Source organism: Psychroserpens sp. BH13MA-6, from assembly GCF_052983595.1.
In genome coordinates this window covers 127,219-152,829 of the sequence record NZ_JBRJGE010000005.1, presented here as the reverse complement: position 1 = coordinate 152,829, position 25,611 = coordinate 127,219, and the positions used below count along the sequence as shown (strand labels likewise).

23 protein-coding genes are annotated in these 25,611 nt (G+C 36.6%); 9 read left to right on the top strand and 14 right to left on the bottom strand.

What is annotated here, in order from left to right; genetic code table 11:
* From rplD to rpsL, 6 genes are all read right to left on the bottom strand, one after another.
* A complete protein-coding gene (rplD, locus tag ACU8DI_RS11930) occupies positions 1–630 on the bottom strand; it encodes a 50S ribosomal protein L4 (protein ID WP_447113012.1) in 630 nt (209 codons plus the stop codon).
* Positions 630–1,247: a 50S ribosomal protein L3 gene (gene rplC, locus ACU8DI_RS11925; RefSeq protein WP_447113011.1), complete on the bottom strand. Its 618-nt coding sequence runs from the start codon at positions 1,245–1,247 to the stop codon at positions 630–632. Before rplC ends, rplD begins: the two co-directional genes overlap by 1 nt.
* Positions 1,248–1,390: 143 nt before the next feature.
* The gene (gene rpsJ / locus ACU8DI_RS11920) at positions 1,391–1,696 is read right to left on the bottom strand and encodes a 30S ribosomal protein S10 (protein ID WP_007650482.1); all 306 of its coding nucleotides are present in this window, start codon (positions 1,694–1,696) and stop codon (positions 1,391–1,393) included.
* 12 nt (positions 1,697–1,708) lie between these two features.
* Positions 1,709–3,838, bottom strand: a complete 2,130-nt coding sequence (gene fusA, locus ACU8DI_RS11915) for an elongation factor G (RefSeq protein WP_447113010.1) — start codon at positions 3,836–3,838, stop codon at positions 1,709–1,711.
* Positions 3,839–3,844: 6 nt separating this feature from the next.
* Positions 3,845–4,321, bottom strand: a complete 477-nt coding sequence (rpsG, locus tag ACU8DI_RS11910) for a 30S ribosomal protein S7 (RefSeq protein ID WP_447113009.1) — start codon at positions 4,319–4,321, stop codon at positions 3,845–3,847.
* Positions 4,322–4,344: 23 nt separating this feature from the next.
* A complete protein-coding gene (rpsL, locus tag ACU8DI_RS11905) occupies positions 4,345–4,719 on the bottom strand; it encodes a 30S ribosomal protein S12 (protein ID WP_008269190.1) in 375 nt (124 codons plus the stop codon).
* Positions 4,720–4,892: 173 nt separating this feature from the next.
* Here rpsL and ACU8DI_RS11900 point away from each other — a divergent pair, with 173 nt between their 5' ends.
* From ACU8DI_RS11900 to rlmB, 7 genes are all read left to right on the top strand, one after another.
* The gene (locus ACU8DI_RS11900; RefSeq protein ID WP_447113008.1) at positions 4,893–6,578 is read left to right on the top strand and encodes a POTRA domain-containing protein; all 1,686 of its coding nucleotides are present in this window, start codon (positions 4,893–4,895) and stop codon (positions 6,576–6,578) included.
* A 117-nt stretch (positions 6,579–6,695) separates the two neighbouring features.
* The gene (locus tag ACU8DI_RS11895) at positions 6,696–9,770 is read left to right on the top strand and encodes a SusC/RagA family TonB-linked outer membrane protein (protein ID WP_447113007.1); all 3,075 of its coding nucleotides are present in this window, start codon (positions 6,696–6,698) and stop codon (positions 9,768–9,770) included.
* 5 nt (positions 9,771–9,775) lie between these two features.
* The gene (locus ACU8DI_RS11890; RefSeq protein ID WP_447113006.1) at positions 9,776–11,290 is read left to right on the top strand and encodes a SusD/RagB family nutrient-binding outer membrane lipoprotein; all 1,515 of its coding nucleotides are present in this window, start codon (positions 9,776–9,778) and stop codon (positions 11,288–11,290) included.
* Between the two features lie 11 nt (positions 11,291–11,301).
* On the top strand, positions 11,302–12,165 hold the full coding sequence (locus ACU8DI_RS11885; protein WP_447113005.1) for a hypothetical protein: 864 nt from the start codon (positions 11,302–11,304) through the stop codon (positions 12,163–12,165).
* A 12-nt stretch (positions 12,166–12,177) separates the two neighbouring features.
* Positions 12,178–13,224, top strand: a complete 1,047-nt coding sequence (locus ACU8DI_RS11880) for a hypothetical protein (protein WP_447113004.1) — start codon at positions 12,178–12,180, stop codon at positions 13,222–13,224.
* 174 nt (positions 13,225–13,398) lie between these two features.
* Positions 13,399–15,045: an aryl-sulfate sulfotransferase gene (locus tag ACU8DI_RS11875; protein WP_447113003.1), complete on the top strand. Its 1,647-nt coding sequence runs from the start codon at positions 13,399–13,401 to the stop codon at positions 15,043–15,045.
* A gap of 61 nt (positions 15,046–15,106) precedes the next feature.
* Entirely contained in the window at positions 15,107–15,841 is a 735-nt protein-coding gene (gene rlmB / locus ACU8DI_RS11870; RefSeq protein WP_447113002.1) for a 23S rRNA (guanosine(2251)-2'-O)-methyltransferase RlmB, read from the top strand.
* Here the strand turns inward: rlmB and ACU8DI_RS11865 are convergent.
* Complete coding sequence (locus ACU8DI_RS11865; RefSeq protein ID WP_447113001.1) at positions 15,838–16,587, bottom strand: rhomboid family intramembrane serine protease; 750 nt, start codon at positions 16,585–16,587, stop codon at positions 15,838–15,840. The genes rlmB and ACU8DI_RS11865 overlap by 4 nt on opposite strands.
* A gap of 87 nt (positions 16,588–16,674) precedes the next feature.
* Here ACU8DI_RS11865 and ACU8DI_RS11860 point away from each other — a divergent pair, with 87 nt between their 5' ends.
* Positions 16,675–17,955: a replication-associated recombination protein A gene (locus ACU8DI_RS11860; RefSeq protein ID WP_447113000.1), complete on the top strand. Its 1,281-nt coding sequence runs from the start codon at positions 16,675–16,677 to the stop codon at positions 17,953–17,955.
* Here the strand turns inward: ACU8DI_RS11860 and ACU8DI_RS11855 are convergent.
* The 4 genes from ACU8DI_RS11855 to radC form a co-directional block, all read right to left on the bottom strand.
* Positions 17,952–18,809, bottom strand: a complete 858-nt coding sequence (locus ACU8DI_RS11855; protein ID WP_447112999.1) for a hypothetical protein — start codon at positions 18,807–18,809, stop codon at positions 17,952–17,954. The genes ACU8DI_RS11860 and ACU8DI_RS11855 overlap by 4 nt on opposite strands.
* A gap of 98 nt (positions 18,810–18,907) precedes the next feature.
* Positions 18,908–19,597, bottom strand: a complete 690-nt coding sequence (locus ACU8DI_RS11850; RefSeq protein WP_447112998.1) for a YjjG family noncanonical pyrimidine nucleotidase — start codon at positions 19,595–19,597, stop codon at positions 18,908–18,910.
* A complete protein-coding gene (locus ACU8DI_RS11845; protein ID WP_447112997.1) occupies positions 19,587–20,888 on the bottom strand; it encodes a polysaccharide deacetylase family protein in 1,302 nt (433 codons plus the stop codon). Before ACU8DI_RS11845 ends, ACU8DI_RS11850 begins: the two co-directional genes overlap by 11 nt.
* A gap of 88 nt (positions 20,889–20,976) precedes the next feature.
* On the bottom strand, positions 20,977–21,675 hold the full coding sequence (gene radC / locus ACU8DI_RS11840; RefSeq protein WP_447112996.1) for a RadC family protein: 699 nt from the start codon (positions 21,673–21,675) through the stop codon (positions 20,977–20,979).
* An 84-nt stretch (positions 21,676–21,759) separates the two neighbouring features.
* On the opposite strand from radC, the gene ACU8DI_RS11835 reads away from it, so the two are divergent.
* Positions 21,760–22,353 (top strand): FMN-binding negative transcriptional regulator, encoded by a 594-nt coding sequence (locus ACU8DI_RS11835; protein WP_447112995.1) that lies wholly within the window; start codon positions 21,760–21,762, stop codon positions 22,351–22,353.
* On the opposite strand, the gene ACU8DI_RS11830 is transcribed toward ACU8DI_RS11835, so the two are convergent.
* From ACU8DI_RS11830 to ACU8DI_RS11820, 3 genes are all read right to left on the bottom strand, one after another.
* Complete coding sequence (locus ACU8DI_RS11830) at positions 22,354–22,992, bottom strand: hypothetical protein (protein ID WP_447112994.1); 639 nt, start codon at positions 22,990–22,992, stop codon at positions 22,354–22,356.
* Between the two features lie 110 nt (positions 22,993–23,102).
* Positions 23,103–24,458, bottom strand: coding sequence for a UDP-N-acetylmuramate--L-alanine ligase (locus ACU8DI_RS11825; RefSeq protein WP_447112993.1), 1,356 nt, complete (start codon positions 24,456–24,458; stop codon positions 23,103–23,105).
* 78 nt (positions 24,459–24,536) lie between these two features.
* Positions 24,537–25,493 carry a tetratricopeptide repeat protein gene (locus ACU8DI_RS11820; protein ID WP_447112992.1) on the bottom strand — a complete coding sequence of 319 codons (957 nt, stop codon included), beginning with the start codon at positions 25,491–25,493 and terminating at the stop codon, positions 24,537–24,539.
* Positions 25,494–25,611: the final 118 nt, after the last annotated feature.

The window sequence follows — 25,611 nt, the reverse complement described above, 5'->3', positions numbered from 1 at the left end:
TTATTTACTTAAATTCGTTTCAATTCCTTCTAAAGAACTCTCTAGAAGAACTAATTTATTCGCATTTAAAATTTTGTAAGTGCTTAATTCTGAGTTCATTATGACTTCAGAGCCTTTAAAATTTCGTGATGACAAATATACATTATTATTTGACGCACCCAACACAAACAATGATTTTTTGTCTTGAATATCAAGTGCTTTCAATACAGCTGTAAAGTTTTTCGTCTTTGGAGCATCGAAATTGAAGTCTTCCAAAACAACGATATCTTTATCATTAGCTTTCATTGATAATGCTGATTTACGTGCTAAACGCTTCAGGTTTTTATTCAATTTAAAGCTATAGTTTCTTGGTCTTGGTCCGAACATACGTCCACCACCTTTAAATACACCAGACTTGATACTACCAGCTCTCGCCGTACCTGTACCTTTTTGTTTTTTAATCTTACGTGTACTTCCTGCAATTTCTGCTCTTTCTTTTGCCTTATGCGTTCCTTGACGTTGATTAGCTAAATACTGCTTTACGTCTAAGTATACCGCATGATTGTTAGGCTCAATAGCAAACACATCCTTAGAAAGCTCTGCTTTTCTACCTGTGTCTTTTCCGTTGATATCTAAAACTGCTACTTTCATTACTTCTGAATAATTACATAAGAGTTTTTGTGTCCTGGGACACAACCTTTTACTACTAACAAGTTCTTTTCAGGAACTACTTTGTAGACTCTTAAATTTTCAACATTCACTTTTTCGCCACCCATACGACCGGCCATCTTCATTCCTTTAAATACTCTCGCAGGATATGAAGCTGCTCCAATAGAACCAGGAGCTCTTAAACGGTTGTGCTGACCATGCGTTGCTTGACCAACTCCACCAAATCCATGACGTTTTACAACCCCTTGGAATCCTTTACCTTTAGAAGTTCCTGCAATATCAACATACTCACCTTCGATAAAGTGCTCTACTGTTATAGCATCTCCTAATTTGTAATCTCCTTCAAAATCTCTAAATTCCGCGACTTTTGCTTTAACAGAAGTACCAGCTTTCTTGGCATGACCAAGTTCCGCTTTTGTAGCACTTTTTTCTGTCTTGTCATCGAAACCTAGTTGAAGGGCATTGTACCCGTCTACCTCTTCGGTTCTGACTTGGGTAACGATACATGGTCCAGCTTCGATTACTGTACAAGGAATGTTCTTCCCGTTTTCATCGAAAATGCTGGTCATACCGATTTTTTTTCCTATTAACCCAGACATAATTATTAATTTATTTGTTATTACTCTATTATTAAAATTCAAGGTCGAAAATACATCCGACCTTGAATTGTATTTTAACCGTTTTTCCTTCGCACGCAGCTCCGGACATGTTTCGCTTTTATCTTACAAGCGATAAGATTCACTTACACCTTGATCTCAACTTCAACGCCACTTGGTAATTCAAGTTTCATCAATGCGTCAATCGTTTTTGAAGATGAAGAATAGATATCCAATAATCTCTTATAAGAAGATAATTGAAATTGTTCTCTCGACTTCTTATTAACGTGCGGTGAACGCAATACAGTGAAAATCTTTTTGTGTGTTGGTAATGGAATTGGTCCAGTAACCACAGCACCAGTACTTTTTACTGTTTTTACAATCTTATCAGCAGACTTGTCAACTAAATTGTGATCGTAAGACTTTAATTTTATTCTAATTTTCTGACTCATTTTCTTTTAGTTTTAAGCTTCTACGCCTTTTGCTGCTTTAATAACCTCTTCTGAAATATTAGAAGGAGTTTCTGCATAATGTGAAAATTCCATAGTTGATGTTGCACGACCTGAAGACAATGTTCTCAATGTTGTCACATATCCAAACATTTCAGATAATGGCACAGTCGCTTTTACAGTTTTTGCACCCGCTCTATCACCCATATCACTTACTTGACCACGACGACGGTTTAAGTCACCTACGATATCACCCATGTTTTCTTCTGGAGTGATTACCTCAAGTTTCATGATTGGCTCCATGATAACCGCTTTCGCAGCTTTTGCAGCATTTTTAAATCCTAGCTTAGCAGCTAATTCGAACGATAACTGATCAGAATCGACATCGTGGTAAGAACCATCCGTCAACGTCACTTTCATCGCGTCTACTTCATATCCTGCCAATGGTCCATTAACCATTGCCATTTGGAATCCTTTCTCAATTGAAGGGATAAATTCTTTAGGAACGTTACCACCTTTAATTAAAGATTCAAATTGAAGTCCTTCAACACCTTCATCCGCAGGCTCCAGCGTAAATACAATATCTGCGAATTTACCACGTCCACCAGATTGCTTTTTGTAAACCTCTCTGTGTTCTGCACGTTGCGTAATTGCTTCTTTGTACTCTACTTGTGGCTGACCTTGATTTACTTCAACCTTAAACTCACGTCTTAAACGGTCTACAATAATATCTAAGTGAAGCTCACCCATTCCAGAAATAATAGTCTGTCCTGAAGCTTCGTCAGTTCTTGCCGTAAATGTTGGATCTTCTTCAGATAATTTAGCTAATGCCATACCTAATTTATCCACATCTGCTTTCGTCTTAGGCTCTACAGCAATACCAATTACTGGATCTGGAAAATCCATAGATTCTAGTACAATTGGATGCTTTTCATCTGTCATGGTATCACCAGTCTTGATATCTTTAAACCCTACTGCTGCTCCAATATCACCTGCTTCGATATAATCGATAGCATTTTGCTTATTAGAGTGCATTTGGTAGATTCGAGAGATACGTTCTTTCTTTCCTGAACGGTTATTCAAGATATAAGAACCAGCATCTAAACGACCAGAGTATGCTCTAAAGAATGCTAAACGTCCTACGAAAGGATCTGTAGCAATCTTAAATGCCAATGCTGCAAACGGATCGCTTACATCAGGCTTACGCAATTCTTCTTTACCAGTATTTGGGTTCGTTCCTACAATACCTTCCTTATCAACAGGAGATGGTAAGTAACGACATACAGCATCTAATAAAAACTGTACCCCTTTATTTTTAAATGCAGAACCACAAATCATTGGAATAATGGCCATATCCATTACCGCAGCTCTAAGTGCAGCATGCACTTCCTCTTCAGTAATAGAATCTTCATCTTCCATGAATTTTTCTAAAAGATTCTCATCGTAAGTTGCAACTTCTTCAATTAGAAGCGCTCTGTACTTACGAGCTTCAGCTTTCATATCTTCTGGAATATCAATCACATCAAAAGTTGCCCCTTGCGTGTCATCATGCCAAACGATAGCTCTGTTTTTCACTAAATCAATGATACCTTTAAAGTCTGCTTCATCACCAATATTCAATACAATTGGAACTGCGTTAGACTTCAACATATCTTTCACTTGCTGACATACAGCAAGGAAGTTAGATCCTTGACGATCCATTTTATTAACGAATCCTATTCTAGGAACTTTATAGTTATCAGCAAGTCTCCAGTTAGTTTCAGATTGTGGCTCAACACCATCAACTGCACTAAATAAGAATACCAAACCATCTAATACACGTAATGATCTGTTTACCTCAACGGTAAAATCCACGTGACCAGGAGTATCAATAATATTAAAGTGGTATCCCTTAGTTTCTGGAGTAGGCTGTGCATTTTCTAAAGGAAACTGCCAAGTACAAGTTGTTGCAGCCGAAGTAATGGTAATACCTCTTTCCTGCTCTTGCTCCATCCAGTCCATAGTTGCAGCACCATCGTGAACCTCACCTATCTTGTGAGACACTCCCGTATAAAAAAGAATACGTTCTGTAGTTGTTGTTTTCCCTGCATCAATATGTGCAGCAATACCTATATTTCTTGTATATTTTAAATCTCTTTGTGCCATCTTTAATTAAAATCTAAAGTGTGAGAATGCCTTGTTTGCTTCTGCCATCTTGTGAGTATCTACTCTCTTTTTAACAGCCGCACCTTCTTCTTTAGCTGCAGCTATAATCTCAGCAGCTAATTTTTGTGGCATAGATTTTTCATTTCTTTTTCTCGCGTAGCTAATCAACCATTTCATTGCAGTTGATACTTTGCGGTCTGGACGAATTTGCATTGGGATTTGAAAAGTCGCACCACCAACTCTACGACTACGTACTTCTACGTGAGGCATAACGTTTGATAAGGCATCTTTCCAGATTTCCAAAGCTGTTTTCTCATCATCTGTTTTTTTAGAGTCTACGATATCAATGGCATCGTAAAACACTTTAAAAGCAACAGATTTTTTACCGTCCCACATCATCATGTTAACGAAACGTGTCACTAACTGATCATTGAATCTTGGATCCGGTAAAAGCGGTCTTTTTTTCGCTTGTCTTTTTCTCATGTCTTCTTCTTAAAGTTTTTTAATTACTTCTTAGGGCGTTTTGCACCATACTTAGATCGACGTTGTGTTCTACCTGCAACACCTGCTGTGTCTAAGGCACCACGAACAATATGATATCTAACTCCTGGCAAATCTTTTACCCTTCCACCTCTAACCAATACTATCGAGTGCTCTTGTAAGTTGTGTCCTTCTCCACCGATGTATGCATTCACCTCGTTTCCGTTTGTTAAACGAACCCTAGCTACCTTACGCATCGCTGAGTTTGGTTTCTTAGGAGTTGTTGTGTAAACACGAGTACACACACCACGTCTTTGTGGACACGAATCTAAAGCAGCCGATTTACTCTTCTTGGTTATTTTGGCTCTTCCTTTTCGTACTAATTGTGAAATTGTTGGCATATATTTCTATATAAATTTTATTAAACCCTCTCATTAGAGGGCTGCAAAGGTAGAAATAAATATCAATTTTTCAAACCATTACCAATTAATTTTACAAAGTTTCTGAATTTATTTTAAGTCCTACATATTTATAGTGATTATTTTCCGTTAGATTTGAACAATATTTCTTTTTGATGCTTAAGAAAATTCATCTTATCTATGTTTTCCTTTTCTTTTCTGGATGGCATCCATTGGTTGCTCAAAATATCTATTTAAAGGTCACTGAAGCATCTAAAAAAGGCGTTAAAACTATTGATTCTATAGGCTATCAAGATACCTTTAAAGATTACCTCAGTTTAAAACAAGAAGTCGACAACCTTCAATCTAAATTGGTCAAAGCTGGTTTTATTGAATCAGAACTCATGCGTTTTAATAAAACGAATGATTCGTCTTATGTGGCACATTTCAATTTGAAAATAAAATATCAAAGCCTAGTCATTCAAAACACGGAAATGGTTGATGCTGCCATTTTGAAGTTAACGGGATTTATGAATAAAAACAATGCGCTCGAAATTCCTATTGCAGCAATAGAATCTACCATGCAACTTATTAATTCCCAACTCGCAAATAGAGGCAACCCTTTCAGCTATTTAATTATTGATAACATTGAGAAACTGGATGCTACAACCCTAAGCGGTACCCTAAACATTTCCAAACAGCAGTCCCGACAAATAGACAAACTTGTAATCAAAGGTTATGAGAAATTTCCGCGTGCTTACATGTCGCATTATCTAAAAATCAAAACTGGCCAATCATTTAATTTAGAAAAAATTAAGCAGCAAACTGCGGCTTTTAATGATTTAGCTTTTGCCAGCCAAATAAAAGAGCCAGAAGTGTTGTTCACTCAAGATTCTACCATATTATATATGTATATCGATAAATCGAAGAGCAACACCTTTGATGGCTTTCTTGGCTTTGGCACCAATGAGTCGACGAACAAAATTGAGTTTGACGGTTACTTGGACCTCAATCTCACCAATAATTTGAACTATGGTGAATCCTTAAAATTACTTTACAAAAGTGATGAGAATGACCAACAAACCTTCGATCTTAGAATTGGAGCGCCTTTCATTTTTAGTTCACCAATTGGTCTAGATCTCAATTTGAATATCTTTAAAAGAGACTCCTCTTTTGTAACAGTTACACAAGCTGCGAAAATCAACTACCAAATCAACAGTAAACATCTTATCTCTACGGGTATTAATTCGGTAACCTCTACCAATCTATTAGATGACCTATCGGACATCCAAGATTACAAATCCCAATTTTACAATCTCAACTATATCTATACAGATCGTCAAAATTATGACTTTCTCTTCCCTATTAACTTTTTGTTTGATATTTCAGGAGGCATTGGACAACGAACTTTTGGTGACGTGAAGCAAAGGCAATCCCAATTCGCGCTCAATACTTTTAAAATCATTAACCTGAACGATAAGAATAGTCTCTACGGACGAATAAGCTCTAATTATTTGATTTCTGACGCTTATTTGGAAAATGAACTTCCTAGATTTGGTGGTATTAACTCTATTAGAGGTTTTGAGGAGAATAGTTTAATCGCGAACCTATTTATGGTACTCAACACGGAATACAGATACAAATTAAACAACACCATATATATACATTCCGTAATTGATGCAGCTTATTACGAAAACCAAATAGCCTCACAAAAAGGCAAGCTCTTTGGTTTTGGATTTGGGTTTGGTCTTCTTACAAAAGCGGGTTTGTTTCGTTTCAATTATACAAGTGGTAAAACTGAAGATCAAAAATTCAGATTATCCGACTCAAAAATTCACTTGAGCCTCACCACAAGATTCTAATCCACAAAAGTTTAACAGAAAAATCTTAAAATTTTAACAAAAAACCTAGAATTAATATTGGTTGGTAAGGATTTTATTGTGAAATTTGAAATAGGCCAATTTAAATCAATCAATAATATGAAATTATCGTTAAGTAAGACGCTAACACTCTTATTGCTGTTAGTGGTGCAACTCTCGTTAGCACAAGAACAAACAATCTCCGGAACCGTATCAGACGCATCAGGACAACCTGTACCTGGAGTTAACATTATCGTAAAAGGAACCACGACTGGGACCCAAACCGATTTCGATGGTAATTATACCATTAAATCTAGTGAAGGTAATGTTTTAGTCTTTTCCTACCTGGGCTTAAAGACTCAGGAAATCGTTGTGGGCACATCCAATACCATTAATGTGACCATGCTAGAAGACACAGAATCACTCGATGAAGTGATTATTACCGCTGTGGGTATCAAACGAAAACCTGATGAAATTACCACAGCTTATGAAAACTTAAAGGCTGATGAAATCACATCAGCAAACAATCCCGATGCCGTGCAATCCCTTGCAGGAAAGGTATCTGGGCTACAGATAAACACTATCAGCTCAGGTGTAAATCCAACAACTGAAATACGATTACGCGGAGTAAGATCATTGTCTGGCTCTAATGCCGCATTAATCGTAATAGATAATGTGATATCTAGTGCAGGAGTACTTTCTAGTTTAGATCCAGAAATCATAGAATCTATGAATATTTTGAAAGGACCAAATGGTGCTGCTCTTTATGGTTCTAGAGGTGGAAACGGTGTGATAGTCGTGACTACAAAAAAAGGAACACAGGGACAAGGAAAACTGAATATAAATTATACTTCCTCTGTCACTTTAGAGGAAATTGCATATTTGCCAGAATTACAAGATCGCTACGGAAAAGGATATTGGGGTGAAGTCGATGCTTTTGACCAAGGGTCTTGGGGTCCTGAATACGATGGATCCATTCAACCAGTTGGCTTACCTTATCCTACTGTAGATAGTTTTAGGTATGGTACTTATGAGTTTAAAAAGGATAATATGAAACCCTTCTTCAATACAGGAGTAATAATGCAAAACACGATCACATTTTCTGGTGGTGATAGTGATGGTTTCTATTCATTATCTGGAAATAGAAGAACTACAGATGGGGTTATTCCTCAAGATAGATTCGATAAAGATTTTTTTGCTCTCAGTGCTGGGAAGACTTTTGGTAAATTCTCTATCACCGGAAATGCTCGTTTAACATTAACTGACCAAAATACAGCAAATGGTGTTTATGGTCAATTAGCTCAACTACCAAGTGATGTTGTCGTGACAGATTTTGATTCTGGAAGCAATAGTGATCATTGGACAGCTTTTGGCGATAGTCCTTACTGGGTGAAAGATAATCAGAGAACAATTAGTGAGAGTACACTTGCTGATCTATCGGCGGAATTAACATATCAATTTAATGACAATATTAGTGCTGTTTTAAGAAGCAATATCAGAACTTCAAATGGAAATTCGTACACATATGTTAATGATTATGTAGCCGAGTATACCATTACGGGTGACAGTAGAGATATCCAATCCTCTTTAAGTGTGACCTCTGCAAGGTCTCGTGATATCTATTCCGATTTTATTGTAAATTTCAATTATGATCTTACGGATGATATAGGATTGAAATCATTAATTGGATTAAATGCAACTGAAAGTGAAGGTTTTCAACAAACAACTGCCGGTGAATTATTGACTTTACCTGGATTATATACTGTAGAAAATATTTCTAGTGGAATAAATGTGACTGACCTCAGTCGTAAATCAAGACAACAAGCATTATTTGCCAATATTGATTTGAATTACAAAGACTATTTATTTTTAAATTTAACTGGTAGACAAGAATGGGATTCTCGACTACAATCTCCTGGTCGGAAGCTTAATGAGATTGATTTTTTCTATTATTCTGCTGGTATATCTTTTATTGCCACCAAAGCACTTCCAGAAATTAAGTCTGATTTTTTTAATAAAATGAAAGTTTCAGGAGGTTATGTTAAAGTTGCTAATATTTCGGCGTTAGATCCACACCAACTTTTTGATACCGGTTTTAGACCGGGAGCATTTCCTTATCCAGGTGGTATAAATTCCTTTTTAATACCTTCTAGTACATCAGATATTAATATTGAACCTGAATTCGTTAACACCTTTGAAGCAAACCTAAATTTAGAATTATTAAAAAAAGGCGGAATTCCAAGAATTACACTTGATGGAAGTTATTCGTACTATACCAACGATAATCAGATCTTGAGCGCATCAGTCTCCTCTGCAACAAGTGTTTTTAATGCTATTGTTAATGTAGGTGAAACTCAAACTAATGCTTATGAGTTGGATCTCGGGTTGACACCTATTAAGACAGATAACTTTAGATGGAATCTCAATTTTGGTTATGCCGCACAACAAACGATTGCCACTAAAATCACAGACGATGCTGATATATTAGGATCAGGTTCACCAGGTATCTATGCAGTTCAAGGTCAAGAATGGCCAGTGATAAGAGGTACTGCCTATGAACGTGATGAGGAAGGCCGAGTTGTATTAAATCAAAATGGTTCACCTAGAGTTGCCTCTGGGATAAAAACACTTGGCAATGTAACACCGGATTATATATTAAATTTTGGCACTGAATTTACGTACAAAGGATTTAGATTGAGCGCTGTAGCAGATTTTAGAACAGGTCATGTATTCTACTCTGGAATCTACAACAATTTGACAGGTCAAGGACGTAGTTTTATTACTGCGGAAAATGGAAGAGGTTATTTTATATTTCCTAATTCCACTGTGGAGGGCTCTGGAACTACCAATACAACTGTACTTACAGGTCCTTCTTATGGTGGTCCTTCAGCATATTCACAGTACCAGTCGTTTGTGCAGAGCGGTGATTTCCTTGGTGTAGATGAAAACTTCATCATAGATGCTACTGCCTTTAAACTTAGAGAGGTTGCCTTAAGCTATACATTACCCAGTGACGCATTTAACAATAAAATTTTACAAGGATTAAGCTTCGGATTAAGTGCTAGAAACTTAATAGTTCTTTTACCAAAGGAAAATAGAGGCTATAATGACCCGGAGTTAGGAGCAGGTATTGGTGGTTATGGACAAACACCTCCCACTAAATTCTATTCAATGAATGTAAAACTTAATTTTTGAGAATTATGAAAAAGCTAAATAAAATTTTATATATAATACCATTATGCTTATTCATTCTCACACTTTCCTGTGAAGATGTATTAGTTAATGAAGATCCCAACGGCACGTTAATTTCAGAGTTACCTCCAGAGGTTATTCTGCCTGGTGCTTTAACAGTTCCTGCTAGTACTCTTATGACAAGCATGAATGACTTAGGAAATACAATGACAGCAACTTGGTCTGGTAATGCACAGCAAGTTCAGGCGCCATATTTTGAAGAATTCCAATATCAATTGACAACTGATTTTTATGATGTCATTTGGGATAATTTAATGGTAAGAACTGGTAACTTATCGCAAATTATAAATAATGAATATGATCAGAATTATGACTATTTCAAAGGAGCATCCAAGATTTACAGGGCCTTCTATTTTCAATATTTAGTTGATTTATATGGAGACATTCCTTTTACGGATATACATCAACGTGGTGAGTTACTATTCCCTGAATATGATGACCAAATAAATGTATATGTCTCATTAATTACAGATATTAATGATGCGATTGCACAAATTGAAAATACCGACGCTAGCACGGCAATAAGTATGGGAACAAACGATGTGATTATGGGTGGAGACATGGAAATGTGGATCAAATTCGCCAATACCCTTAAGCTCAGAATGTTGCTTAGAATTTATGATGCTTCTCAATCTATTCCCGATTTGCAAACTATTGTAGATGACGAATTTACAACACTTAATAATGCAGATTTCTTAGGTTCAAATGATGATGTTACCATTAATCCGGGATATTCAGATGAACAAGGACGTATGAACCCTTTTACTGAGGTTTTTGGATATACTGCTGGACAATTTGGAAATACAGCCAACCAAACTTTTTCAAATCTAAGAGCAGGACCAACTACCTACCTTGTAGAACTATTAAATGGAACGACGAATGGCATCACTGATCCAAGATTAGAAAGGTTATACGAACCTAGATCTGGTCAAACGTCTATTCAAGGAAACACACAAGGAGGGCAAGATCAACCTTCAAGAATTGGACCAGGATTATTGATTTCGCCACAACAAGACGGCTATATAATGACTGCTTCAGAAGCATTATTTCTTCAGTCAGAAGCCGCTTTTAGAGGTTTAATATCTGGTAACGCTAAAAACTTATTTCAAAGTGCTATACAATCTTCATTTAATCGATTAGGTGCTTCTGTTGGGAGTTATATAAATAATTCTGATAACACCTCAGGTATTGGATGGGAAGGTAGTACTGATAAGCTTGAAGCCATTATTACTCAAAAATGGATTGATTTAGGTGGCACAAATGGTATAGAAACTTGGATAGAATACACAAGAACGAGTTATCCAAGTAACATGCCACTTCCTGATATAACCAGTAGACCTAATAGACCATTAAGATTATTGTATCCAACCTCGGAATATATAGGTAACTCAGCCAATGTTAATGTATACAATCAAACTACGGATACTGCATTTGAAACTCCAATATTTTGGGATGTTAATTAAAAAAAAAGATTATGAAAAATTTTAAAATTATAGTACTAAGCATTCTAAGTGCGCAGCTTATCCTATCATGTAGTATTGATGATGAGCCTCAAAAATTAGAAGCTGACTTTGCCAATACACCATATGTAGTTGGCTTCAATAATGATCAAGCATCACCTGCTTTTGTTACAGACGGTTCTGTAAATGTATTTAGTGAAAATATTGTGTTAATTGGAGGTCAAGACTTTTCAAACACGCCCAGTTTTACCGTGAATTTTGAAGTCGATCCTAGCTCCACCGCAGTTGCTGGAACAGACTACGATTTTGCTAATAGTTCACAGTCCATCACCATTCCTGAAAATAGAGATTTCGGAACCTTGGATTTGAATATTTACTCTGAGAACATTGATATTGACAACCCGAAAGTATTGGTTCTTAATATCTCTAGTGCTAGTAACAATGCCGTTGTCGCAAGCGCATTCCAAACATTAACCATTACTATCAATGGGATTTGTTTTTCAGATATTGGGGGAATGTACAGCGTTACTACCACTTATGGTTATCATGACTTCCTTCCTACGTTTAGCACCCATACCATGGATGTTGAGCTCGTAGATTTAGGAGACGGACAATACAGCCTGACCGATATGTCTGGAGGACTTTACACTGTTGGACCCTACGTAGCTGCTTATGGCACAGGACCAACTAGCTTTGACGTCGTAATCACTGAAAACTGTGGTGACATCTCTTGGACGGATCAAAATGATCCTTGGGGACTTGTGGTTCCACTAGATGGTGGCGTTAATGCCGTAGACCCAGACACAGGTGTCATTACCATTTCTTGGTTTTGTGAAGGTTATGGCGAAAATGGCGTTTCAGTTTATACACCACTTTAAAAATTAGATGATATGAAAAATACATATATAAAAATAAAAACGTCTTCTCTTGTCATACTTTTTCTAGGTCTTATGATCTTTTCTTGTCAAGATGATGACACAATTGCGAGACGAGGGAAACCTCAATTATTTGTAATGAACAATAGCGCCACGGTAACGGAAGGTGAAACAGCAACTTTTGATATTGATGTCGAATATGCCGTATCAGATAAAATAGATATCAGAATTGACGTGCTTGATGATCAAGGAAATCCAGTCGTAACAGCCAACCCGACCGATGGTGATCCTACTTCAGGTAATGGCTATTATGACCGCGTTGAATTTGACGATTTTGAGGTGCCTTACCCGACTTGGTTCGAAGCCGGATGGTTTCAATATGGTTATTTAGGTGGAAGTGGTTATGTGGCCACCTTCCCTCCCTTTAGCGAAAGCATTCAATTAAATATTGAAACATTAGCTGATTTTATTCCTGAAAATAGCAAAACGGTGACCTTCAGACTTACATCAACTTCCTTGATGTCTGCTACCATTGATGAACAAATAACACTTACCATTGAGGATTTAGTGGGTGATGATTTAGTAGCACGACTCAATTGGGATGGTGACTATCTCGATAGTGGTGCAGATCCTTGTGACATAGATAACGGTCTAGATTTAGATTTGGAACTCATTTTTGGAGGCAACTATATACAAACGAGTTATGGTGATTGTCCTGAAGAATTGACCATCCTTGGAACAGATACGGATGGTACTTATACTATTGATGCTAGTTTTTGGACAAACAATGGAAATTCGTCAGCCGACAATATAAATGTTCCAGCTTCCATAGATTTTTTAAAGGCTGGTGTCTTTGTGGAATCTGTAGACCTGTCCTCATTATTTCCATTAAATGATGGAGGGCTCAGTGATGGCAATGGCAATGCTATCACCTCATTCACAATAGAAAAATCTGGAACTACCTATACTATTACAGATAGCGATAATAACCAAATAGCCCAAGGACGAGTTAGTCGACCGTTTCGTTCATTAGAAGAAAAACGGCAAATGAAGAATCAGTAAATTCATTATTGATTATAAAAAATCCACCTCCATAAGAGGTGGATTTTTTTGTTAAGAACAATTATCCACTATAATTACTTATAAAATCCATCTGTTTATGTAATTTTATGGAAATAATTCAACGCATTGTTAGGTTTAAAACCTTGTTGCTACAGTTAAGAAAAAGAAATTATTATGCTTAAAAAATTACCATTTTTCATTTTTATTCTTTCATTCACATGGAATACAAACGCCCAAAATACCGTTGGAACTGTATTGATATCGGAAGACGTTTTTGAGGCTTACACACTCATAAGCGTTCACAACAACGCTTATTTACTTAATAATTGCGGACAAGTCGTCAATGAATGGTCTAGTGCTTACTTACCGGGAAATTCGGTGTATCTCTTGCCAAATGGCAATCTGTTGCGAGCTGGGAGAGTTGAAGACGGTAGTAGTAATATTGTATTTGGAGGACAAGGTGGCGTTGTCGAGTTATTCGATTGGGATGGCAATTTATTATGGTCTTTTTTATATAACAACAATCAACAGCGACAACATCATGATGTTTTTCCTATGCCTAATGGCAATGTCTTGATACTAGCGGCTACTGCCATTCCTGAAGCCGAAGCTATTAATTTAGGGAGAGATCCAAATCTAATCGTTGGCGGCAGGCTTTATAATGAACAAATCATTGAAGTGGAACCTGTTGGGAGTGATCAAGCAAATGTTGTTTGGGAATGGAATGTGAAAGATCATATAGTTCAAGATTTTGACAATACAAAAATCACCTTTGGAGATGTAGGAATGACGCCTGAAAAACTAGATATTAACTTTTTAAATGGTATCGGAGCATCAGAGAATTGGTTACATTTCAACTCGATACAATACAACGCAAATCTTGACCAAATTGTGATTAGCTCTCGTAATTTGAGTGAAATATATATTATTGACCATTCTACAACAACCGCTGAAGCTGCCACCAGTTCTGGAGGAATTTATGGTAAAGGTGGCGACTTTCTATATCGCTGGGGAAATCCGCAGGCCTATCGCCAAGGAACTGCAACAGATCGCATCCTCTATGGTCAGCATTACCCCTATTTCATTGAGGATGGTCTGGTTGATGCTGGCAAAATTATAGTCTTTAATAACGGCAATGGCAGAACACCAGAATATTCTGAAGCCGCCATATTTGAACCGCCAAAAGTCTCACCAGGTGTCTATGCTTACACCCCTAACACCGCTTATGGCCCAACGAGTTTCGAGTATAGTTATTCCGAGCAAACAAGTGATCCTTCAGATTTTTACTCAGCCATATTGAGTAGTGCGCAAAGGTTACCCAATGGGAACATGTTGATCTGTGAAGGGCGAACAGGTGAAGTTTTTGAAATTGATGCTGCCGATAATATCGTATGGAAATATATTAACCCAATTGATAACAACACGGGGAGTTCTATCGTTCAAGGGGATCCTCCTATGGCGGGAAATCTGTTATTTCGAGCCATTAAATATGCACCTGATTTTCCAGGTCTTGTTGGAAGAGACTTAACTCCTGGAGCTACGTTAGAATTCAATCCAGACCTGACAGAATGTGAAAGCCTAAGTGTTCAAGACGTAGCGATGTCAAATGTTACTATCTTTCCGAATCCAACGTCTCATTCAATACAAATTAACTCTCAATTCGATATTGATCTCATAGAAGTCTATTCTCTAGTAGGACAAAAAGTTATAGTATCTAAAAACCAAACGAGCATTGATCTGTCAAATCTTGATTCTGGAGTTTACTTTATAAAAGTGTATTCAGATTCAAGAAATTATAGTCAAAGAATTATAAAGCAATAATCAAAAAATAGGCTTGTAAAACCATTCTATTTTAGGATGGTTTTTTTTATACCTTTGACGCATGGAAAAAGAGACCACTATTTTTGGAATAAGAGCTGTTATTGAAGCAATAAAATCTGGAGAGAATATTGATAAAATATTTCTTCAAAAAGGGTTACGTGGCGATTTATTTTCAGAATTGGAGCAACTCTTAAAAAAAGAACGTTTAAATAGTTCGTATGTTCCGGTCGAAAAGCTGAATCGCTTATCTAAAAAAAATCACCAAGGTGTGATTGCTCAAATAGCTCCAATCACATTTCACGATATCGAAAATCTAGTCATGAGTGTGATTGAATCTGGTAAAACGCCCTTATTCTTATTATTGGATCAGCTTAGTGATGTGAGAAATTTTGGTGCCATCGTTAGAACCGCAGAATGTACCGGTGTTTCTGGAATCATTATTCAAAAGAAAGGTGGTGCTCCTGTTAATGGTGATGCTATAAAAACGAGTGCTGGTGCATTATTCAAAATGCCCATTTGCAAAGTAGACCATATCAAAGACGCCGTTTTTCATATGCAGGCCAGCGGTATAAAAGTGATTGCGGCTACTGAAAAAACAGATAACACCATCTACGATGTCTCGTTTAAAGAACCGTGTGCCATTATTATGGGATCGGAAGGCAAAGGTATCAATCCTTCTGTATTAAAAGTTGTAGACGAAAAAGCGAAACTTCCCTTATTAGGTGAGATTGAATCTTTGAATGTATCTGTGGCCTGTGGTGCCTTTTTATATGAAGCAGTAAGGCAACGTCTTTAGTCTTTATTTTCCTTGAATGTATAGGTAATATTTGGCTCTGATGATTCACTATTCATTTCTGGTTCTTCCTCTGGTTCTAAGTTTTCAATAAAATTTCCATGTTCATCAAAATGCCTTAAAAACGGGTCGTCGTCTTCATTATAATCTGGTTCTTGCCAAACGTAGCGTTCTGGTTTAGCAATGGCTCTTTTAAAAATAAGAGCAAATAAAAAGCCTGAAATAAGTCCACCAAGATGTCCTTCCCAGGACATGCCTTCTTTTACTGGGAATGCATACCATACCATACTTCCGTAAAGGAATACAATAATTAAAGACAAGGCAACCAAGCGATAATGTTTCGCAAAAATGCCCTTAAAAAAAATAAAACTGACGAGAACATATACCAAGCCACTGGCTCCAATATGATTGGAAGGTCTTCCAATAATCCATGTAAAAAGTCCTGATAATAGAATGCCGTAAAATATGACCTTCCACGAGATCTTTCGATAGAAATAGAATAAGGCCATGGATAACACAAATAATGGAATAGAATTGTGATACAAATGCTCAATATCGCCATGGATAAAAGGACTTGTGACAATCCCAATAAGTCCTTCTATTTTTTGTGGATATACGCCAAACCCTTTAATTGCTGGAAAAAATCGAACCTGCAACCAGAATACGACCCATAATGTGAGTACAAAAAACACTGGATAAGCAATAACTCCAGTAGAATATCTAAAATGGGCTTGGTTACTTTGATTCATCCTTAAATTTAAAATAATCTTAGCAAAATGCTATCCAATTCTTGATTCCATGAAATATTGTCACCTTGTTTTTTGTAATTTTACATTATGAATGAACCTTTAGCAGAACGATTACGACCGCAAACCCTAGCCGATTATTTAAGTCAGTCTCATTTGGTAGGTCCCAAAGGTGTACTCACTCAGCAATTGCAACAAGGTGTTATTGCTTCCATGATTTTTTGGGGACCACCTGGAACGGGAAAAACAACTTTAGCGACGATTGTTGCGAATGAATCTAAGCGTCCATTCTATACCTTAAGTGCCATCAACTCTGGTGTTAAGGATATTAGAGACGTTATTGATAAAGCCAAACAAAGTGGTGGTTTGTTTACGACTAAAAATCCTATATTATTTATTGATGAGATTCATAGATTTAGCAAGTCCCAACAAGATTCATTATTACAAGCCGTTGAGAAAGGTTGGGTCACGTTAATTGGTGCGACAACTGAAAACCCAAGTTTTGAAGTGATTCCTGCCTTACTTTCACGTTGTCAGGTCTATGTTTTAAATTCTTTTGATAAAAAGGATCTAGAGGCATTGTTAAAACGTGCTTTAAAAGAAGACAGCATCTTGTCTAAGCGATCTATTGAACTCAAAGAAACTGAAGCCTTAATAAGACTATCTGGTGGTGATGCTCGTAAACTTTTGAATCTATTCGAATTAATAGTGACAAGCTTCGACGAAAACGAGAGCCTTGTCATTACCAACGATTTAGTTTCTGAACGCGTGCAAAGCAATACGGTGAGGTATGACAAAACGGGTGATCAACATTATGATATTGTTTCGGCATTTATCAAATCCATTCGAGGGAGTGATCCAAATGCTGCAACCTATTGGTTGGCGAGAATGATTGAAGGAGGAGAAGACGTTAAATTCATTGCCAGACGATTACTCATTCTTGCTAGTGAGGATATAGGTAACGCTAATCCAACAGCATTGGTTATAGCAAACAATACATTTCAAGCTGTTTCTGTCATTGGCTATCCCGAATCTCGTATCATTCTGAGTCAATGTGTGACCTACTTGGCGACATCTCCAAAGAGTAATGCGGCTTATGAAGCGATTGGTAAAGCTCAACAATTGGTAAGAGCAACAGGTGATTTATCCGTTCCTCTGTCTATAAGAAATGCGCCAACCAAATTGATGAAAGAGCTTGGATATGGCGATAACTATCAATATGCACATAACTATGAGAACAGTTTTGCGCCTCACGAATTTCTACCCGATGAAATCAAAGGTACAACGTTGTATAACCCAGGTAATAATAACCGTGAAAACGATCAACGTGACTTTCTAAAATCACGATGGAAAGATAAATACAACTATTAAAATTTAATTTTTAAAGCTGTGACAGAAGCTTCATCTTCCTTGTATTTAGAAAGATACCAAACACCATCCTGTTTGTAAACAATCGCATTATCATCTTTAACTAAAAACACGTCTTTCTTTGGTGTTTCCAACAATAGCATCACGACTTTCGGAGATGTATCTACAACTTGATAGCCCGTTGACGTAGGCTGTGCATATAATGCATAAGTTTCTGTGCTTTTCTCCACTTTTGAATTTGTTTGAGGCTTTTCAACTGTAGGTTTGGAAGTTTCAGTGATTTTAGTCACTGTTGCTTCTTGCTGTTCTTTGAGAGCTTCTACTTCGTTTTTTAATCGTTCTATTTCAGCTTGGGCTTGTTGTTCTTCAGCATCTGAAACTTCTTCAGATTTAGAGGTTTGAGACGTTATTTTGGAATTTGGTTGATACGTGTAATCATAGAATTGATAAGTCTCAAAAGCTTCTCGAATAGCAGCGTTATAGGCCTTATCATAAGCTTTTATTCGCGATGATCCTTCTTTGGAGGTCATCACAACGGTTCCTTGGCAATCTATTAATTGTATTTGTACATCCGTCTTTAGAAATCCACCTTTGAGTTTATCTACTTTAGCACGTAAAGCCAAACATCCATTCCGAATCAAATCCTCTGGAAAGTCCTCACCTTCCAAAATCGCCGAATATCCATATTTATTAAACAAGAACTTTGTCAATTCATTCAATTGATATTGACCTTCTGTTTTTTGGAAATTAAATTGTTTGGGTACAACTATGTATTTATAATCGTTAATAGACGTTTGTGCTATTGCCGAAAACTGAATCAACAACAGGCAAATGACGGTATAAAAAAACTTATTCATATAAAAAATTGAGTGTATTCTAAAATGTAAATATACGCTTTGTTCACTAGAATCCTTTCGAAATACCCCTGTGAATTTTTAATCGAACATCAGTAAATTTATAAAAACGTTTTTAATTCAGACAGTTTCGAAACTTGTTTAATATGGCTTCCTACGGTTACTTTATGGTAATTAAATAATATCACATCCCATCCTAAATCCATGGCACCTATGATATCGGCTTCCAAATTATCACCTATCATCATGCTTTCGTCAGGTAGCGCATTGGCGAGCTTCAAGGCATGGTTAAAAATAATCGGATTTGGTTTCTTTACACCTGCGGCTTCTGAATTGGTTACGGTTTGAAAATAATGGGCAATTTGAGCATTATCCATTTTTCGTTGTTGGGCTTCTTCAAAACCGTTGGTAATAATGTGTAAGTGATACTTATCTTTTAAATGGTCTAAGATTTCCAACGTACCATCAAATAAATGATTAAATGTTGTCAGGTAGTTGATGTAATCTTCAGAGAGCTGGTCAATCAGCTCATCTGACACAACAAAACCAACAGCGTCAAAGGAATCTTTCAAGCGTTTATATCTCAAATTTGCTTTATCGATTTTTTCCTCGCGATATAATTTCCAATAATTGAGATTGATAGGCTCATAGACTGATAGAAAATCGGTGATTTCAATATCTACTTTGTGAATATCAAAAATTTTTTCGAATGTGAGTGCCGAGTTTTTGTCGAAATCCCATAAGGTGTGATCTAAATCAAAAAACACATGTTTAATACCATTAACTTTCATGCGAAGAATCTAAAATTTGTGTGAATAATTTTCTGAACCCTTTCCATCTCGGATCACTTCCGAAAGTGTAATTATGAAATACTGGTGTAAATGTCCCGTTAACTTGTTTTACAGTATTTATTAATCGCTGTAAGACTTGCTTTTTATCTAATTGGGATTGAAATTTCAGTAAGGAATAATCGATACAATGAAACGAATGAATCAACAAAGGTGTTTGTGTTTCATAATCCAAATCATAAAATAAAAATGGTGTACAAGTTCCTGCCCTGAAACCCATATAATTCAAATAACCCATCGTGTAATCTTCTTTTATCTCTAATTCAATAAGATTACGATAAGACATGGGCAGATTAATTTTGGAAAACGAGTTCCTTGAGGCTTGCAATTCATAATTGGTGATGAACTCCATTTTTTTCTTTTCCTTTTTTAATATGGACATATCATCCAGAGAAAAGTAAGAAGCCTTCAGTCCGACTCTACAATAATCAGCGACCGATTTAATGAGCGAGACAAATTTCTTTTTATTAACGTTGATGTTTTTGTCATACGTGGAATAGTCCCCTATTAAAAAAAAGACGGTAAATTTAAATGGATATTGTTTCTGTTTATTAATAATCCACTTAAAGGAATCATAAGGATCCCGTTTGAAACCAAACAAAACCATATAGCGCTGATAAAGCTGTCTTAATTTGAATCGATACAAATCGTTTAAAGTACCTCCTAGAGTACGCATCAATCCTTTTTGTTTGAAATAATAAGCCATCGGCACGTCTACAACTGGCTTAACTTGATAGTGTCTCTCTGGGAATTCAAAGGCTTCGAATCGCTCTTGCAACACACGTTTAAATTTATAAGCCCAAATATCTACCACAGGCTGATTTAAAAACTGATGTTTAAAGGCCAAACTTTCCGTAGCGGTAAAGCGTCCGTAAGTGTCCTTAACGTGTGGGAGATATTCTTCATATCGACTCAATAGATAAAACGATGCTCCAAAAATATCGAAAGGCAACGCACTTTTATCACCGGTTGAAAAGAAGCATTTGGTATCCTCCCAATCCTGAACATTAATATCTACATCGGACAGTCCTTGCTCAAATAACAGTTCGTGATTTCGTATAAAAATTTCATTGCTAAGCGGTTGTCTGGTATAAGACATTTTTAAATTATCGTGGGCGATAAACTCCTCGATGGTTGTTGTAAAAGACACTGGAATTCCGAGTATTCTTGTACACAAATGTTTAAAAGTGTATCGTAGTCTTGGTGTAATTTTATGGGTATAAACGAGTAGCATACTTCTATTCTGATTCCAGATTTTAAAAGTACCAATTTCAAATCAAAATATATACTTTCATTGAGATTTAAAACATATGGACGTCAAATTACAGCTGCGATGCATCGGCAAAACTATAATACGCCTTTTCCGTAATAATCACATGGTCTAAAATCTTGATGTCTAAACTTTGCGCCGCAACTTTTATTTTTTGGGTTAAATTTTTGTCTGCCTGACTCGGTTTTAAGGTTCCTGAAGGGTGGTTATGTACCAAAATTAAACCGACGGCACCAACTTCCAAAGCTGTTTTCAGAACCAATCGCACATCGACAATGGTACCAGTAATACCTCCTTTACTCGATTGATGTTTTTGAATCACTTTGTTGGAGTTATTGAGGTAAATAATCCAGAATTCTTCATGTTCTAATTCTCCAAGTATGGGCTGCATTAAGTCGAAAACAGCTTGACTAGAACCAATCTTATATTTCTTTAAAGGCAGTTCATTGCGCCTTCGTTTTCCTAATTCTAGAGCTGCAGTAATAGCAATGGCTTTAGCCTCACCTATCCCTTTAAAAGACATCAATTGCTTTAAAGACAATTTACCCAATGCATTCAGATTATCACCGACACTTGCTAATATGCGCTGGCTCAATGCCACAGCACTTTCTGAAGTATTACCAGAGCCTAAAATAATGGCTACCAACTCAGCATCACTCAAGGTCGCCTTTCCTTTATCTCGTAATTTCTCTCTAGGCTGGTCACTTGCACTCCAACTTTTTATTGAAAATGACGTCTCTTTGTGCGACATACACTTAAAATTAGTACTTTTATTGTTGTTAAATATATAGAATATATTCGACACAAATTATGATTTTCAATTAATTTCATCATTTTGAAGTATCCGCCACCACATCATCAAGATGACCAGAGGGAACATCTTATCGAAGTCATCAAAAACTATCCCTTAGGAACTCTTATTTCTATAGACAATAATCAACCTTTGATCTCACATTTACCGTTAATCTTTGACAACGGGAAATTAATTGGTCACATTGACATTTTTAATCCGCAGATGGCATTTTTAAAAAATGACCAGCCTGTAACAGTGCTATTCTCTGGTCCACAATGCTACATCTCTCCTTCCATCTATACGACAACACAGTTACCTACCTGGAATTATATTAAAGTACACTTAAAAGGAACCGTTAAAGCCATAGACCAAAAATCGGCTTTAAAACAATCTTTAATTTCGATGACAGAATACCTGGAAGCTCCAGAACATAAGTATGTATTAGAACCTGATAACCCGAGACTCGAAAGGAATCTCGATTACATTAAAATGTTTGAAATTACTATTACCGACTGGGAAGGTAAATTTAAGCTCTCGCAAGATAAAAAACCGAGAGACATCGCAGCCGCTCGATTAGAACTTATTAGAGCAAATCAGGAAAGCATCAGCTCGTTTTTAGATATGATTTTTGAATGATTATTGCACGTTATAACTATCCAAATATCTAATGATACTGGGAATATCGTTGGTTACCGTAGAGCTTGTATCATAGATTAGTCCGTAACCATCGGCATAGTAAAAGGAGTCAACTCCTGGAGCTATTTCACCGTTTGATAAAATGGCGTAGCGCTTTGATTTGACGCAATCAAATATTCCAGGTGTCACCGAAAGTTCTGTAGTTCCTTCCATCAATTGTTCTACTACAGTTCCCCATTCATAAGTGGCAATTGTCCTTAGAGATGCATCAGTGTGGCTGAATTTAACATGTCCGTCAATTGTGGTGAGATTCCCATTGTCGTCACGCACATACTCAAAATGTTCGCCATTAGGATTGCAGAAGGTAATGCCAGCCTCATTACCTACGGTCATACGTCTCATCTTGAAATATTTGACTCCAGAAATATCCTCTAAACCGACTACACTTACGGAGTCAATTACACCAGTATCTTGATAGGTTTCAGAGACTGGATCATACTTATAATTCTTATAGACCCAAGAGTTTCCTAAAGTCAATGCATAAAAGTTAGCATCGGGTAATGGCGTACTGTTGGACTCTGTATCAGAGCAAGCATTTAACAAAATAATGGCAAAAAAACCGAAGACAATACGTTTCATAAGATTACATAGTTAGAATTAAAAAACGTAAATCTATTGTATAAGCATCAAAATATGGGTTAGTTGTTTTTAAAAACGGAGGAACATTTAATTTATTGTCTAAAACGAACTTATTGGATCACCTGGGCTATTTCCTCAAAATCTAATCCACCATAATTTCCAGAGCTCATTAATAAAAGTGCTTTATTGTCAAAATCTTGTTGAAAAAGGTAATCTTGGAAGTCTTTAGGATTGGTATAAATAATTAAATCATCCCGTTGAAATGCCTTCGCTATTTGTTCATGAGTCACCTCTTCCAATTGTTTGATTTCAACGGCATGCGGTGAGTAAAAAACCACAGCAATATCTGCGGCATCCAAAGCACCTTTGTATTCCTTTAAAAATTCAGCATTTAAACTACTGTAAGTATGCAATTCTAAGCACGCGAGTAAGGTTCTATTCTCATACTGTTCTTTCACTGCTTTAGTAGTCGCTTCCACTTTGCTAGGTGAATGTGCAAAATCCTTATATGCGACACTATTCGTGCTTTCTGCTATTTTTTCTAAGCGCTTACTTGCGCCTTTAAAAGTGGCTATAGCCTCGTAAAAATCGTCTTCATCAACACCCATGTGCTGACAAATCCATTTTGCTCCAGCTAAGTTATTAAGGTTATGCTCACCAAAAATTTCTATAGGCAAATCACCTTCAGGTGTCGCTAAAAGCGTTTGTCCGTTCTCAACCCGATATTCAGGTGTGCGATAAGGCAATTTTCTTATCGGATTTTCGCTCGCTTCAACAACACGCTTCACTTCAGGATCCTCCTCATTATAATTGATGCTTCCTCCTTGAACAATACTATCAATAAAAATAGCAAACTGCGCAACATAATTCTCATAGGTTGGAAACACATTGATATGGTCCCATGCAATCCCACTGAGCAAAGCAATATTTGGTTTGTACAAATGAAATTTCGGGCGCCTATCAATTGGCGAACTTAAGTATTCGTCGCCTTCTAATACAATGAAGTCATTAGCTTTTGTCAGTTTTACCATAACATCAAAACCTTCCAACTGCGCACCTACCATGTAATCTACATCCTTTTCATGATAATGCATGACATGAAGAATCATAGAAGTAATGGTTGTCTTACCATGGCTTCCTCCAATAACGACTCTGGTTTTGTCTTTAGATTGTTCGTACAAAAATTCAGGATAACTATAAATTTTCAATCCTAATTCCTGAGCTTTCAGCAACTCCGGATTATCTGCTTTAGCATGCATCCCTAATACAATGGCATCTAATTTAGAGGTGATTTTTTCAGGAAACCAACCAAAGGATTGCGGCAATAAACCTTTAGCTTCCAATCGCGATTTAGAGGGTTCAAAAATAGTATCATCACTTCCGGTAACGTGATATCCTTTTTGATGTAAAGCTAATGCCAAATTGTGCATGGCACTTCCACCTATAGCTATAAAATGTACATTCATGAATTGAATTTTGTAGACCTTCAAATATAGCAATTGACGTGCTAAGACAGAAAGGAATCTAATAAGTTTTTATAAGATTTATAAACTTTCGATTTGTAATTTTTCTTTCCTGAAAACATCAATTTTAGGCAAACTGACAATCGCCTTGTTAATCCATTTTAAGGCATCTTCCTTGTCGTTTTTATACTTGTAAATTTGAGCTAATCGATAATAAGCCCATGCTTTTGGCACACCATCTTTGGCTGAGTGATTCTCAATATATACCAACAAACAGCGTTCACCTTTATCTAATTGGATATTGTACTCTGCACATACCTTTCCAATTTGGTAATGCATGGCATTGCGCTCGTGCTTTATGCCTGAAGCTTCCAAGTTTGAAATGGCCCTATCTGGTTGATTGCTTTTTTCATATAAGGCTGTAAGCTTATCATAACAGGTCAATGAACCTCCTTCTTCAATAGCCAGTCTATAGTATTTTTCTGCCAATTCTGGTTCATCATCATATTCATGGATATAGCCTTTAGCCAAATACCCGTCCACTTTAGACAAAACTTCTAATTCATTTGCATATTTTAATGATTTACTCTTGCTGCCGCCTACAATTCCCGGTAGCTGCATATATAATTCCACTAAAGCCCAGCGTGTATCTATATGATTGGGATCTAAATCTGCAGCTTTCAGAAAAGCCTCCTTAACATCTCCAATAATACCCAAAGCTTTTAGTTTACTTACACTCAAAGCCTTCATGCCGAGTGAACCGCCATACTTGTAATGATAATTGGCATTACTCTGATCCAATTCTATCAACCGTCTGTAATTAGAAGCCGCTTCGTCCCATTTTTTTTGATAACCATAGGCATCACCTAAAAGTTCAATCGCTTCTCGATCATTTTTGTGATTAGCCACATACGTCTTTAGCGATTGTACTGCTTTTACATAATTTTTGGCATCCATTAAAGATTTGGCATGTCCCAAAGATGGCTCTTGTGACAGTCCTAACAAAGGAATTATTAAAAAAACAAATAAATACTTCATACACTTATTTACGCAAAAGGCATACCATTTAGTTCTTGGTATTGTTTTTGCTTTTGAAAGCACAAAGATAATCAGTTTACTGTGAAAATGATTAACTTCCCTCAACCAAACGAAACAA

Coding starts and splice junctions, on each gene's coding strand:
- rplD (WP_447113012.1), bottom strand. CDS start 630: ATGAAAGTAGCAGTTTTAGATATCAACGGAAAAGACACAGGTAGAAAA.
- rplC (WP_447113011.1), bottom strand. CDS start 1,247: ATGTCTGGGTTAATAGGAAAAAAAATCGGTATGACCAGCATTTTCGAT.
- rpsJ (WP_007650482.1), bottom strand. CDS start 1,696: ATGAGTCAGAAAATTAGAATAAAATTAAAGTCTTACGATCACAATTTA.
- fusA (WP_447113010.1), bottom strand. CDS start 3,838: ATGGCACAAAGAGATTTAAAATATACAAGAAATATAGGTATTGCTGCA.
- rpsG (WP_447113009.1), bottom strand. CDS start 4,321: ATGAGAAAAAGACAAGCGAAAAAAAGACCGCTTTTACCGGATCCAAGA.
- rpsL (WP_008269190.1), bottom strand. CDS start 4,719: ATGCCAACAATTTCACAATTAGTACGAAAAGGAAGAGCCAAAATAACC.
- ACU8DI_RS11900 (WP_447113008.1), top strand. CDS start 4,893: ATGCTTAAGAAAATTCATCTTATCTATGTTTTCCTTTTCTTTTCTGGA.
- ACU8DI_RS11895 (WP_447113007.1), top strand. CDS start 6,696: ATGAAATTATCGTTAAGTAAGACGCTAACACTCTTATTGCTGTTAGTG.
- ACU8DI_RS11890 (WP_447113006.1), top strand. CDS start 9,776: ATGAAAAAGCTAAATAAAATTTTATATATAATACCATTATGCTTATTC.
- ACU8DI_RS11885 (WP_447113005.1), top strand. CDS start 11,302: ATGAAAAATTTTAAAATTATAGTACTAAGCATTCTAAGTGCGCAGCTT.
- ACU8DI_RS11880 (WP_447113004.1), top strand. CDS start 12,178: ATGAAAAATACATATATAAAAATAAAAACGTCTTCTCTTGTCATACTT.
- ACU8DI_RS11875 (WP_447113003.1), top strand. CDS start 13,399: ATGCTTAAAAAATTACCATTTTTCATTTTTATTCTTTCATTCACATGG.
- rlmB (WP_447113002.1), top strand. CDS start 15,107: ATGGAAAAAGAGACCACTATTTTTGGAATAAGAGCTGTTATTGAAGCA.
- ACU8DI_RS11865 (WP_447113001.1), bottom strand. CDS start 16,587: ATGAATCAAAGTAACCAAGCCCATTTTAGATATTCTACTGGAGTTATT.
- ACU8DI_RS11860 (WP_447113000.1), top strand. CDS start 16,675: ATGAATGAACCTTTAGCAGAACGATTACGACCGCAAACCCTAGCCGAT.
- ACU8DI_RS11855 (WP_447112999.1), bottom strand. CDS start 18,809: ATGAATAAGTTTTTTTATACCGTCATTTGCCTGTTGTTGATTCAGTTT.
- ACU8DI_RS11850 (WP_447112998.1), bottom strand. CDS start 19,597: ATGAAAGTTAATGGTATTAAACATGTGTTTTTTGATTTAGATCACACC.
- ACU8DI_RS11845 (WP_447112997.1), bottom strand. CDS start 20,888: ATGCTACTCGTTTATACCCATAAAATTACACCAAGACTACGATACACT.
- radC (WP_447112996.1), bottom strand. CDS start 21,675: ATGTCGCACAAAGAGACGTCATTTTCAATAAAAAGTTGGAGTGCAAGT.
- ACU8DI_RS11830 (WP_447112994.1), bottom strand. CDS start 22,992: ATGAAACGTATTGTCTTCGGTTTTTTTGCCATTATTTTGTTAAATGCT.
- ACU8DI_RS11825 (WP_447112993.1), bottom strand. CDS start 24,458: ATGAATGTACATTTTATAGCTATAGGTGGAAGTGCCATGCACAATTTG.
- ACU8DI_RS11820 (WP_447112992.1), bottom strand. CDS start 25,493: ATGAAGTATTTATTTGTTTTTTTAATAATTCCTTTGTTAGGACTGTCA.